At 39.3% G+C, this 13503-nt stretch carries 14 protein-coding genes; all 14 read right to left on the reverse strand.

The window, feature by feature from the left end; genetic code table 11:
- Positions 1-12: 12 nt before the first annotated feature.
- Positions 13-804, reverse strand: coding sequence for a beta/alpha barrel domain-containing protein (lsrF, locus tag ACFQZ9_RS00580; protein ID WP_498941847.1), 792 nt, complete (start codon positions 802-804; stop codon positions 13-15).
- Between the two features lie 15 nt (positions 805-819).
- Positions 820-1176: a cupin domain-containing protein gene (locus ACFQZ9_RS00585; RefSeq protein WP_498941848.1), complete on the reverse strand. Its 357-nt coding sequence runs from the start codon at positions 1174-1176 to the stop codon at positions 820-822.
- Between the two features lie 21 nt (positions 1177-1197).
- Positions 1198-2760 (reverse strand): autoinducer-2 kinase, encoded by a 1563-nt coding sequence (lsrK, locus tag ACFQZ9_RS00590; protein WP_498941849.1) that lies wholly within the window; start codon positions 2758-2760, stop codon positions 1198-1200.
- A 141-nt stretch (positions 2761-2901) separates the two neighbouring features.
- A complete protein-coding gene (locus tag ACFQZ9_RS00595) occupies positions 2902-3051 on the reverse strand; it encodes a hypothetical protein (RefSeq protein WP_197031476.1) in 150 nt (49 codons plus the stop codon).
- A 78-nt stretch (positions 3052-3129) separates the two neighbouring features.
- Positions 3130-4647, reverse strand: a complete 1518-nt coding sequence (gene hutH / locus ACFQZ9_RS00600) for a histidine ammonia-lyase (protein ID WP_498941850.1) — start codon at positions 4645-4647, stop codon at positions 3130-3132.
- A 341-nt stretch (positions 4648-4988) separates the two neighbouring features.
- Positions 4989-5399, reverse strand: a complete 411-nt coding sequence (locus ACFQZ9_RS00605) for a VOC family protein (RefSeq protein WP_498941851.1) — start codon at positions 5397-5399, stop codon at positions 4989-4991.
- Positions 5400-5488: 89 nt separating this feature from the next.
- The gene (locus ACFQZ9_RS00610; protein WP_498941852.1) at positions 5489-6040 is read right to left on the reverse strand and encodes a GNAT family N-acetyltransferase; all 552 of its coding nucleotides are present in this window, start codon (positions 6038-6040) and stop codon (positions 5489-5491) included.
- A 285-nt stretch (positions 6041-6325) separates the two neighbouring features.
- Complete coding sequence (locus ACFQZ9_RS00615; RefSeq protein ID WP_198313470.1) at positions 6326-7339, reverse strand: SIS domain-containing protein; 1014 nt, start codon at positions 7337-7339, stop codon at positions 6326-6328.
- A gap of 63 nt (positions 7340-7402) precedes the next feature.
- Entirely contained in the window at positions 7403-8368 is a 966-nt protein-coding gene (locus ACFQZ9_RS00620) for an SIS domain-containing protein (protein WP_498941853.1), read from the reverse strand.
- Between the two features lie 138 nt (positions 8369-8506).
- Entirely contained in the window at positions 8507-9409 is a 903-nt protein-coding gene (locus ACFQZ9_RS00625; protein ID WP_198313468.1) for a carbohydrate ABC transporter permease, read from the reverse strand.
- Positions 9410-9413: 4 nt separating this feature from the next.
- Positions 9414-10301 carry a carbohydrate ABC transporter permease gene (locus ACFQZ9_RS00630; RefSeq protein WP_498941854.1) on the reverse strand — a complete coding sequence of 296 codons (888 nt, stop codon included), beginning with the start codon at positions 10299-10301 and terminating at the stop codon, positions 9414-9416.
- A gap of 56 nt (positions 10302-10357) precedes the next feature.
- Positions 10358-11653, reverse strand: a complete 1296-nt coding sequence (locus ACFQZ9_RS00635) for an ABC transporter substrate-binding protein (RefSeq protein ID WP_498941855.1) — start codon at positions 11651-11653, stop codon at positions 10358-10360.
- 103 nt (positions 11654-11756) lie between these two features.
- Positions 11757-12599: a fructoselysine 6-kinase gene (locus ACFQZ9_RS00640; RefSeq protein WP_498941856.1), complete on the reverse strand. Its 843-nt coding sequence runs from the start codon at positions 12597-12599 to the stop codon at positions 11757-11759.
- 68 nt (positions 12600-12667) lie between these two features.
- Positions 12668-13405: a GntR family transcriptional regulator gene (locus ACFQZ9_RS00645; RefSeq protein ID WP_498941857.1), complete on the reverse strand. Its 738-nt coding sequence runs from the start codon at positions 13403-13405 to the stop codon at positions 12668-12670.
- Positions 13406-13503: the final 98 nt, after the last annotated feature.

Below are 13503 nucleotides of genomic sequence, written 5' to 3' on the forward strand. Positions count from 1 at the left end.
GCGTGTATTTTTTTATGCTTTCATTTTCGTATTCGTTTCATATAATTCCACTGCCTCTTTCACTGAAAAACCTTCATGCACAATCGAATGGATCGCCTGGATCATCGCAAGCGGGTAATCAGACTGCCAAATATTCCTCCCCATATCCACCCCGACCGCTCCTTGCTCCATTGCATTAAATGTAATTTCGAGAGCTTCCCCGATTGTATCAAACTTCGGTCCCCCGGCAATTACAATCGGTACCGGGCACTTGCTTGTCACCTCTTCAAAATTTTCACAGTAATAGGTTTTTACAATATCTGCCCCCATTTCCGCTACTACCCTCGAAGCTAATGCAAGGAACCTCGCATCCCGTTTTTCAAGCTCTTTGCCTACTGCAGTAATTCCTAAAACCGGTAGCCCGTAATCATGGGCATCACTGACAACATGAGCAAGATTCGTAACCGTTTGCGTTTCATAATCAGAACCAATAAAAACAGAAACACCCACTCCGACCACATTATGACGGATTGCCTCTTTCACAGAGGTGACAATCGTTTCATTTGCCAGATCCTTACCAACCGTTGTCGGACCGCCGGATACACGCAGGACCATCGGTTTTTCTGTATCATTTGGAATACAAGATGCTAGTGTACCCCTCGTTAAATAGAGGGAATCTGTATAGGGAAGTAGATCTTTTACCGTTTCACCCGGCTTTTCTAATCCCCTGATTGGCCCCAAAAAGTAACCATGGTCAATTGCCAGCATGACGGCCCTTCTTTTGGGTAAAATTTTATTCAAACGGTTTTGAAACCCCCAGCTCATTCGTAACACACTCCTTTATTTAATGACGGGATTCGGTATATTTACTGTATCCCGTTCCGTAATATGCGGGGACTTTATAAACACAGCCTTAAATAGTTGCTCTGATTGATTGATTAAATAATGGGAATCATGTGGCCGGCATTGAATCATATCCCCCGGCTTTGCCTGTATATGGTCTCCATTGATATAAAAGTCAATTTCACCTTCTAAAATATAGAAAATTTCTTCACAAACGGAATGATAATGGTTTTGAAAGTCCTGTCCCGGCTTCAATACGACAACTCCTACATCCACATTGGGCCCCTTTGTTAAGTATTTCGGTCCGTTGTCCCCAAACCGGTATTCAAATTCATGTTCATTCACCTTCTTCATCCCTCTCACCCCTTTCAAAACTTAATCCAATCCAGGTGCTTTCCACATATTAGTGGTTAAACCACGGTCGGCTAGGATCAGTTGTTCTTTATAGACACGCCTCCATTTTTCAAAAATTTCAAGATAAACCCTATGATTTTCTAAATTAGGTTGGTAGGTCCGCTCCCACTTCACTACCTGTTCGACTGCTTTTTCAATATTTTCATAGAGTCCTGCCCCGATTCCTGCATATAAAGCTGTGCCTAAAGCGGCAGCTTCTTTTACCACAGGAACCTTAACCGGAACCCCTAAGACATCTGCAAGTGTTTGGCTCCACAGCTTTCCTTTCGAAGCTCCCCCTGCAAAAATAACCTCCTCTGGATAAGTACCTGTCGCTTCTTCAATCAATTTTAAGTTTCCTAAAGTAATTAAGGCTGCATTTTCTTGAAGGGATTTAAAGAGTTCTTTTTTTCCTGTTTTCTGAGGATCAAGTGTGAGGTTTATAAAGGATGGAGCGGCATGTCGCCAGGAACCAAAATTCATCGTATCGGAAAAAATCGGGATAATTCCATTCGCGCCAATCGGCACATCCTTGGCTTTTTCTTCTAAAATCTCATATGGATCGCGGCCGGTTGCAGCCGCCTCCGCTTTTTCCATGTCACAAAATGCGTCACGGAACCATCTCATTACAAGACCAGGGAAAAAGACGATGGTTTCAAGCTGCCAGAGATTTGGTGCTGCATGACAGTTCACCCGGATTCGTCCCCCTTTATCTACTATGGGCTCTGAAACATTGACTTCCTGCTGCCAAAAGGAGCCGCCTGAAACCACAGTCTGCCCTTCGAGAACAGCCCCTACGCCAACAGAAGCCATTTGCGCATCTCCCCCACCTGAGACGATAAGGGTTCCAGGACATAATCCTGTTAAGACTGCGGTCTCATCGGTCAATGCCCCTAAGACTGTCCCTGCCTCATTTACAGACGGAAATAGTTTCTCCTTAATTCCGCATAAACTGGCCGTTTTCTTTTCCCAATCCCGTTTCCTTAAATCAAAAATACCGGTGGTACAGCCATTTGATGGATCTACCTGAAGCTTGCCGGATAGTTTAAATAGAAGCCAATCATTAATCATCGTCATCACCGCAGCTTTTTCATAGATTTCCGGTAAATGGTTTTTGATCCATAACAGCCTTGGCAATGCCCCTAGAGCGAACATTTGTCCAGATACGTTATAAATTTCTTTTTCTATTCCGGAATTTAGATCTTTTAGCGCCTTTACCTCTTCTGAGGCCCTTGCATCCACATTGGCACACGCCCAGATCTCCTTGCCCTGATCATCATAAAGGACAATTCCTTCACGCATCGCGGTTGCGCTGATGCCTTTGATATTCCTTGCATTAATTCCTGTGTCTTTTAATACATTTCGAACACATTGGACAACCAAGCCCCAGTTCGTTTCCCAATCAAAATCCATTGACCCGGGGAACCGTTCATCCGCTAAATGGTCCCATTCAAATTGCGAAACACCGATTTGATTTCCAAACAGATCAAATAATACCGCCCGAATACTGCCCGTTCCGGCATCAAAGGCGAGAATGTACTCCATTTGGCTTCACCTCTATATCAGGTTTTTAAATTTATCACCGCTTACAAGAAATATATCCGCAATTTTTTTAAAAAGAACTGGATTGCCTTGTCCCTTTCATATAGAGAAAAAACCCTGTAAATTCATACAGGGTTACAAGCTTTAATTTAAAAAACAAGGATCATTAAAATAGACAATTTCAGAAAGAATTTTGGTGCCTTGAATCTTTTTGAAGGCTTCTATTGCTTCCTCTTCTTTTTCATATTCATACATTTTAATATTATCCATAGAATAAAGAGTGATAACCCACATTTTTAATTCCTCCAATAATTATTTGCAGTGAAAAATAGAAGATCCTAGCAATGTCACTTCAATTTTTGGCCTAAACTTTTATTTAACATCATCAAATTGCTGTATGAATGTTGTCAAATCGATTTTCTTTAAGGCTTCAGCGGCTTTTTCGATATCTTTAGAGAATATTCGGTCCTTATTAATAGAAGGAATAAGTTCTCTTCCCTTTTCGTAGAGTCTTCTTGTTTGTGTAGCCATTTTATCCACACCACGGTATTCCACAGCCTGCATGGCACAAATTAATTCAATCGCAAGAACTCTTCTTGCATTTTGAATAATTTGATGTGCATGTCTTGAGCCAATGGTTCCCATACTTACATGATCCTCTTGGTTCGCAGAAGATGGGATCGAATCGACACTTGCTGGGTGTGCCAATGTTTTATTTTCAGAAACAAGCGCTGCTGCCACATATTGCATAATCATCGCACCAGATTGTAGACCTGGCTCTGGGCTTAAGAAAGGCGGCAGATCATTTAATTGTGGATTGATTAACCGTTCAATGCGTCGTTCTGAAATATTAGCCATTTCCGCAACGGCAATTTTCATAAAGTCCATTGCAAACGCAATTGGCTGGCCATGGAAATTACCTCCAGAGATAACTTTCTCACCATCATCAAAAATTAATGGATTATCTGTTGCCGCATTCATTTCAATTTCTAATTTTTCTTTTACATAATCAAGTGCCTGCCATGAAGCTCCATGAACCTGTGGGATACAACGAAGTGAATAAGCATCCTGCACGCGAAGCTCGCCTTGTTGTGTAGTCAATAAGCTGTCACTTAAATAACTGCGTATTCTTGCTGCTGTATCAATTTGCTGCTGGTAACCGCGTGCAACATGAATGTCTTCATCAAATGCATCGATAATTCCATTTAATCCTTCAATCGTCATGGAAGAAATAAGCTCACTTTCAAACGCAAGCTGTTCTGCTTCTAAGTAGCCGACAACGCCCATTGCAGTCATCGCCTGTGTTCCATTAATAATTCCTAATCCTTCTTTTGCCTCTAATGTAATTGGCTGAATTCCTTCGATTTGGAACGCTGTTAAAGAATCCATACGATTTCCTTGGTAGAATACCTCTCCCTCCCCAACAAGTGCTAATGCTAGGTGGGAAAGGGGCGCTAAATCTCCACTTGCACCAAGTGAACCTTGCTGCGGAATAACAGGTACAATATCATGATTCACAAGATTTAATAATGTTTCAATTACCACTGGACGTACGCCAGAAAAACCCTTTAACAGTGCATTGGCACGAAGAAGTACCATTGTTTTTGCTACATCCACAGGAAATGGTTCGCCGACGCCGCATGCATGAGAACGGATCAAGTTTAACTGCAGGTCTTGAACATCGTTCTGATCGATTAATACATCACTAAATTTACCGAATCCAGTTGTAATTCCGTAAATCACTCTTCCTTCTGAAACAATTCGATCTACTGCTTCCCTGCTCTTTTTTACTGCTTCCATGCTTTTATCTGATGCTTGAACCTTTTGACCACCATATAATACTTCTTTCATTTCCTTTAAAGTTAAACCTTGGCCAGTTAATGTAATCATTTATATCTCTCCTCTACCACTTTAGTAAAATAAAGAAAGAGGCTGGATTCCATTTCACTTAGAATTGGAGTCCAGCCTCTTTTATAACCATTTTTGAATTTTGAACAATTTTTATTCGATGCCTCATGAATGATCAATCCCATCATTATATTTTAAATTTCTTTATTATTCTATGTGATGCTATCATGTCTGTCAATGGAATTTTCTGAATTTTAGCACAATAATACTTTAGCAGAACAGTGGATGAAAGGTTTTAATTTTTTAAGTTTGAATTCACAAATAGTAATTTTAGCCAAAAATAAAAACACTCGATCCGAGTGCTTTTGTTTTTCCAACTGCGGTTATGACTTTTGATAATTTAAATCCCAGGCAATTCCGAAGGCATCTGTAACCTTTGCATATTTTGCTCCCCAAAAGGTATCCTGAAGTTCCATGTAGACCTTCCCGTCCTCACGTAAGGCATCATATAATCGTTGAATTTCCTCTTCGCTTTCCAAATCAAGTGCCAACGAAATGTTATTTCCCTTATTTATTGTATTTCCTGGAAATGCATCCGAAGCCATTATGAATAAATCATCTTTTTTAAATTGGGCATGAATCAGAAGATTTTGAGCCTCCGGAGAATTATTATAGCCTGCCTCCCCATAAGTTTTAACGTTTAGTATTTCCCCTTGAAACACTTCACGATAGAATTCCAAAGCTTCTCTGGCATTGCCATCAAACATAAGATACGGTGTGATTTGGCCCTTCATTTAGACACTCCCTTTATATGATCTTGGAAACAATTTCTTCTTTGTCCACAATATATCATTTTTTACTTCGGTTGGCATTTATAAACATGTTAGATCCCTTGAAAAGATTCCTTATGAAAATTACCAATATGTTTAAAAAGCTGTTTCCCGTCCTTGGGAAATTTTTCATTCGGGGAGAGCTGTATGTACATGGCTTGATAGGTTTCTGGAACCCAAATATACCGATGAATATAGTCCGTTAAAGTAAAACCATTCTTTTTCCAAAAATAAATCCTATCCAGATTTTCAACACTCATCTCTGACTCGACCTCAATTATGATACTATCAAATCCCTTTTCAGCCATCGCCCAGTCCTTTAAGTAGTGGATCATTTCAGAACCATTCCCCCGACCCTGATGATTAGCGTCAACGGCTATGTAATCAATCACAAGGGCATTTATTCCCTGTAATTTTCCTGTGAGTGCAAGTCCGACGGGTAGATCTTGTTGTAAAGCAACATGGAGGAAGCAAATTTGTTTACGGAACATGTTACGGATAATCCTTTCAGGTTTCGCTCCTTTATCCCCAAAGGCTTTTTGATAAATAGGGCTTACCTGATTCCAGATTTCTTCATCCCAACGATCAATAGTTTTAAAATCCACTTAAGTTTCCTCCGTCAAAATAATATTGATTCCATCTTAGCCGATTTCATCAAAAAAAAGAACCTTTGAGTACGTCTCAAAGGTCCAAAGTAAAGCTTAGTGGTCAAGGCTAAGCTTCAGTTTAGGAGGTCTAAACTCAGAAGAATTTAAACAACTCAATAGTAACATTTTCAAAATTTTCTTTCAACAGTTTAAAGTGTAAAAGTAATTGAAAATTTAAAATAAATATATTTTACTATGATTTTAACAATTGTATGGAATTTTAATAATAACCTCAGTTTTATCTTAATATTCCATTTTTCTGTAATATCTTCTAAGTTCTAATGGGTGGTTTCTTTCACGCTCCAGGTAGACACTAATCCTGCTTGTTAATGCCCAGTTTAAATTTACAGCAAAGTGTTTTCTGAATTCCTCACTAATGCCCTCAAGTGGATAGTCTTTCGTATCAATTATGAATAATTCATTTGTTATTTTTTCTGCAAATCGTTCAACACGATCAACCAATGGACGAGTTTCATCTTCTCCTTTGAATAAAATGACACTGGTGTCTTCCTCAACAAGCTCAAGTGTACCATGGAAGAATTCAGCTGCATGTATCGATTTAGACTTAATCCATTGCATTTCCTCTAAAATACACATCGCGTAGGAATAGGTATTTCCCCATAGATTACCAGCACCGACTAACATATGGTAACCTGTATCTTTATGTTTAATCGCAAATTGTTCTGCACGGGAATCGAAGGCTTTTAATGCATGAACAATTCCTTCTGGCAACATGGCGATTTCTTTTGCAAATTGCTCGTATTGCGGGAATTCATCGTTGTTATGGATAAAACGGAATGTCAACAATTGTAGGTGAAGGAAGAATGTATCGAACGAATGCTTCTCATGCCCGGTTGAAATGCAATAATCAACGGCTTCGGCAAGTGGTGTACCAGGTTCTGCGACCAAACCAATGGTGGTGGCCCCCTTCTCCTTACAGAACTCGGCTGCTGCTACCGTTTCCTTTGTTGTTCCGGTCACAGATGCAAAAATACAAACGGAATCTTTTGAAAGATGGCGATTATTCATGACTAATACTTCTGCAGCAATTTCTGCATGGACCTCTACGGTTGAGTTCGATTTTAGGATATATTCGAATGGGTACATCATCGCAATTGTTCCGCCAGACCCGATAAGGAAGATATTTTTATAGCCTTTAGCGGAAATTTCATCTACTACTTTTTCAATTTCTTCTCTTTTCGCTACCGCTTCTTTTCCAACATATTCTAAAAAAGTATCGTGTTCGAATTTTAACAAGATAATCCCTCCAAATGTTATTTGAAATTTTTTAAGACTTCTAAGTTAATAGGTGCCCTACTTTTAATAAGGAACCTTCCACATATATCTTCTGGTGCTTAATGGATGATTACGAACCTCTGCCAGTTCACCTGCATATTGGCGTAAAACGGTTTGTAGGACGAGTGGAGCAATGTATCCTTTCACACTTTCAGCAACACCTGTTAAGTCAAAGTCTTTTGCATCTATTACAATCACTCTTTCACCATAGCGTTGGGTAAATTCTAAAGAGCGCTCTTCTAATGGACGGGTTTCATCTAAGCCAACTAATTGAATAATTGGTACATCCTTATCCAAAATTTCAAATGGACCGTGGAAGTATTCACCTGCGTGGAGGGCATGAGAATGGATCCACTGCATTTCCATTAGGAGACAAATCGCAAACCAATAAGCAATTCCATAGTTGGCGCCGCTGCCCATCGTGTAAATAATTTTTTCATCCTTATAGGACTCGGCAAATTCTTTTGCTTGGGCCAAAGTCTCTTCTTTTGCCTTGTTTAAAAGCGGTCTTAGATTTTCTAAGGAGGACAGGATATCATTAAATTTTTCGTTGCCTTCCTTTTCTGCTAACAGGCCAAAAACAAGTTCAAGCATAATTGCAGGGGATTCGTTCACATAATTTGAGTCTTCCTGATCATGGTAGACGATTACATTCTCAGAAACCTGTGCAAGCGGTGAATCAGCATCAAAGGTCAGGGATATAGTTAACGCACCCTTTTCACGAGCAAAACGTGCAGCTTCCACCGTTTCGGGGGTTTTTCCATAATGTGAGCATAAAATCACCAGCGATTTTTCGTTTAACTTCTTCGGATTACGATGGACAAATTCGTTGGAGCTGTAAAGATCAGAGTCAATCGTCTCGCTTTCCCGGTCCAACACATATTTGCTTGCATACATAAGGGAAGAAGAACCTCCGCATGCGACGAAATAAACACGGTCAATATCCCTTTCCTTCAACACATCTAAGGCTTTTTGTACATCTGCTAACATTTTGTATCCTCCTTTAAATTCTATATTTTTCTAAATTGGTTATTTGGTATATACCATTTAAACCAATCGTGAGAAACGAAATTACGTGGAATAGGAAAGTACATTTCTTCCCTATTCCAATTATCATGGTACCCTTGCTTAACCTTTTACACTTCCAGCCGATAAGCCGCGGACGAATTGTCTTTGGAAAATAATGTACGCAATGATCATCGGCAAGGCGGATATTGCCAAACCGGCCAATTGAATTCCAAAATCCGTATTTAGCTGACTCCTTAAGTTCATTAAGCCGACTGGGATCGTTCGAAGGCTGGAATCTTCAACGAATACAAGGGCAAACATGAACTCATTCCAGACGTTCATTCCCGTCAACAATGCACAGGAAGCAATGATGGGTTTACCCATCGGAACAATAATATGTCGGTAGACCTTCCAACTATTACATCCATCGAGAATAGCCGATTCTTCAAGCTCATGGGGGATGGAAAGAAAATAGGATCGCATCAAGAAAATCGCAAATGGCAATTGAAACGCTACATAAGGGAGGATTAAGGCTCCATAGGTGTTATATAGTCCAATCGCCTGCAACAATTTATAAAGCGGGATCAAGCTAACCTGCGGCGCAAGCATCAAACCGCTTAGGATAATTATCAATAAGAAATTCTGACCTTTAAAATGAAAGCGGCTCAGCCCATAGGCTGCCATCGACCCAAAGAAGAGTACGCATATAACGGAGACCGCTGTCACAAGAACACTATTTAAGAAGAAATGACCAATTCCTGCATCCCAAGCGGCTTTATAATTACTCCAAAGCCATTCTTTTGGCAGGGACCACGTACTTAAGAAGAAATCGCTATTCGATTTTAGTCCGCTTAATCCAAGCCAAATGATCGGATATATAATACAAATTGCAAAAATACTAAACCAGACAAGAACTGTCCCTTGAAAGAGTTTATTTTTAATCTTTGTTGAAATCCTCGGCCCTACTGTTCTAACGGGCTGGAATTCGTTTGTTTTAACCACTGGATTTTCTCTTGTCGTCATTTTCTTACGCCTCCTGTCCTGATTTTCCTAGTTTCATTTGGATTAAGGATAGGATGAGAGTGATGACGAATATGACTGTTCCAATTGTGGAAGCATAGCCCATTTCATCGTTTCGGAAAGCTGCCCGGTAAAGCATCGTTCCTAACACTTCTGTCGATTGACCAGGTCCGCCAAAGGTCATGATATACACTTCATCAAACACTTTGAATGCACCAATTACGGTAATGACCATACCCACGATGGTCATTTCTTTGATTTGTGGAAGTGTTATATTGAAAAAGGTTTTTATCTTAGATGCGCCATCAATCATGGCCGCTTCATAATATTCAAATGGAATTTTTTGCATTGCGATCAAGAACAGCATCGTCATGTAACCTGTATACTGCCATTGCGAAACGGCAACAACTGCATAAATGGCAACTTTACTATCCCCAAGCCAGGAATGTGCCCATTCAGTCTGGCCAATGAATTTTAAAAAACTATTAACTAGACCAACTTCCGGATTATAAATCAGCTGCCATAATAAACCAACAACGGCTATGGAAATAACGGAAGGGATAAAAAATACAGTTCGGAAAAATGGTTGAAATCTTCTAATCAGTTTATCTTCTAAAATGGCGGCAATAATTAATCCGCCTCCTACCTGGAATACTAATGAAATGACAGCGTAGAGAGAATTATTTTTTAAGGCAATATAAAAAACGGGATCCTTGAAGAGTCTGCTATAATAATCAAAACCTACAAACGTTTTTCCTGCCGAAAATGAATTCCACCTAAATAAACTGTTGTAAAGATTTAGAACAATCGGCAGAAACACAAACAACAGGATGAGAAGAAGTGCTGGTAAAATATAGAATAAAGCTGTACGGCTATTTCGAAATGTTTTCGTCATCCTTCTTCCTCCTTAGAGGGGGTAAGCAGTTACAGAACTACCTACCCTTTCATCTATTAGTTCACTTCACTTTGTACTTGTTTCGCAACTTGTTGAACTTGTTTAATAATTTCTTCCGGTGATTTTGTGCCGTCCAGCAATAGCTGAATATTCGTTAGGTATGCATCTGCAACCTTCGCATGTACATCTGTATCAAGCCATTCAGCCATGCCCTCTTCCTTCTTCATGAAATCAACGCCTTCTGCTACCTGTTTCAAGGAAGTTTCAGGGGTTGTTGCACCATCAATCGGGCTTGGCCAGCCAAGCTGTTTTGTCAGTTTTATAGCATTTTCTTTGCTAGTTAAGAATTTTAAGAATTTAATGGCTTCTTTAGGATGCTTGGATTTAGATGAAACGATAAATCCATCCGGTGCTCCGGTGATGAAATTCTGATTTCCAGCTCCATCTGTAATAGTCGGCATTGGGAAAAATCCCCAGTTTCCTTTTAAGCCCTTTTCGATGTCCGGGAATTCTTCTAATTCTACATACATGATGGCTCCCTTTCCTGCTAGGAATAATTGCTTCGCCATATCATGGGAAGTAGAGTTAGCATTTTTCATGAAGTAGCCATTTTTATTTAATTCAGCAAACATCTCCATTGCCTTTACATAACCAGGATCCGTAAATTCTCCGGATTTAGGATTATAATCTTTCATTCTTACATCCTGTGCTACTAGTTTTTGGTTTAGACCAGTTAAGTAATGAATGGCTGCCCAAGGGCTTTGATTACCAAAAATGATCGGAGTTTCTCCACCCTTTTTCAAGGTGTCTAACTCTTGTACAAATTCATCCCAAGTCTTTGGTGCTTGTAAGTGGTACTTATCAAATATTTTTTTGTTATAGACAAAGAATTTTCCGTTAAAGCGAAGCGGAATTCCATAGTTTTTGCCGTCAGAGCTAAAAGGCTGCAAGGAAGCTGGAATGAAGCTGTCTTTCCATGCAGTATCTTCATTTAAATAAGGAGTTAAATCCAAGGCTGCACCGGCACGAACGAATTTTCTTGCAAACTCTCCTGACCAAGAGAACATAATGTCAGGAACATCGTTACCGCCAAGGATGACACGGAGTTTATCCTTAATTGGTTCGTCTGCAATCGCTTCCATTTTTACGATAATATTTGGATTTTGCTTTTCAAATTCTTTTACAACTTCTTCAAAATAGGGAGCGTACTCTGGCTGCGGCCACTTATGCAAAAATTTTAGAACGATTTTACCCGACTCGTCTTCCTTGGTTGACGAAGAGCTTGAACATCCTGTTAACACGAGTGCAAACATTAGCATGGCTACTAATAAAATCTTCATTTTTTTACCCATTCATTAACCCTCCTATTTTTTAAAAATACTAAACTTTCAAACTATTTAATACATGACACCCCCTGTGGATCTTTTTAATAAAATTCCTCCCCCTAAAAGGGGATTAGAATGAAATCCCATACCCAAAAGCACCGTCGACAAGACAGGTTTTCGCAGCAAATTTTGCACCTTCTACCAAGCTGGCCTTGATAAGCTCTGCTTCTGTCTTCATCGTTTTTTCTTTCTTTCCTTTAAGATAATGAAGAATGAAGGCGGTGAAGAAAGAATCTCCTGCTCCTAATGTATCGACGGGTTGAACAAAATGAGGCTCCTGACGATAAAAGGTTTGTCCATCGTAAACCATGGAACCGCGTGAACCCATCGTACCAATTGCTAGAATGCTTCCATAGGAGTGAACTCGTTTTAAAAGTTCTTCTACTTCCTCATCCTTCGATTGACCGCAGGACAATAAACTAAAATCCACATGCTTACACGTTTTTTCTAAAATTTCATTATTATAGTCAGCTGAAAAGTCAAAGGATACTTTGACCCCTGCTTCTTTTAACTTATGTAATTCCGCTTCCATCTCGCTATATATGCTGCTGTGAGCAACTTCGAAGGTTTTGATATATTCCAAGTCTTCATCGGTAAGGACAATTGGATGATCCTTTTGGACGCCTCCCCCATTGCCTCCGATAAAAACTCGGTCGCCATCGACTAAATCTACCTGCGCATAACCATTTTCACCATCATGATACCTGCAATGTGATAGATCGACTTCTAAATTTTTTAAGGTTTTGGTTATATGTTCAGCAGCACGATCGCTGCCAAAAACGCCAAGGTAGGCGGACTCTACACCAAGCTGTTTTGCATAAACACTAAAATTCAAAGCATTGCCACCTGGATACATGGTCCTTTTATAAAGATACTGATCTACTACATTATCGCCAACACCAATTACCTTCATGTTTCTTCCTCCTAGTTCGGTTGTTAATGGTATATACCACTTTATCTAAATCTGAAAGGAATCCTTGTTTATTGGAGATTCAATTCAGAATAAAATTTAACGATATCACTTCTGGTTAATGAAGTGGAAAATTCAATTTCCTGTTCATTTTGGTCAAAGGCGACCGTTTCTTGAAATATACAAGGGCTTTCGGAACGGATTTTTAATAGCTTGCTGTCACTTTCCTCGGAATAGGTAACCTGCATGTACTCCTTTGCCTTGACGAGGACAATACCATAATGGTTTTCTAAAATTTCATAAAGGGAACTGTTATCGGTGATAATTTGATCGAGATTAGGACAAAGCTTTTCAGGAATAAATGATTCTTCAATCGCGACTGGCATGTCATCTACAAGACGTAAACGTTTGATTGCTGTCACTGACTCACCAATTGCTACTTTTAATTTGTTTGCCAACATCGGTTTTGCTTCTATTTTTCGAATCGAAAGAACTTGGGTGATAGGAGTTAATCCCCTATTAATCATGTTTCTTGTAAAACTGTTAAAGGTAATAAAGTCCATTTCTATTTTTTTATTCGAAATAAAAGTTCCTGAACCCACTCGTCTTTCTACTACACCTTCTCTTTCTAAAATGGACAAGGTATGTCTTGCTGTCATCCGGCTGATTCCATATTGGTCAGCCAGTTCTCTTTCCGATGGCAGTTTATCTCCATGCTTTAATTTGCCAATTTCAATATCATCAAGGATTTTTTCTTTTAATTGTTTATAAAATGGAATTGCTTCTTCGTCCTTCAGCATTTTACTCATCTGATGATCTCCAATTTTTAGTGTTTTCATTTATTATTTCACTTTTTCTAATAATGGTATATACCACTTACAATAAATATAAAAAGGATTTAAAAGGG

The organism is Neobacillus sp. GCM10027624, assembly GCF_042675345.1.
GTDB classification, from domain to species: Bacteria; Bacillota; Bacilli; order Bacillales; family Cytobacillaceae; genus Neobacillus; species Neobacillus cucumis_D.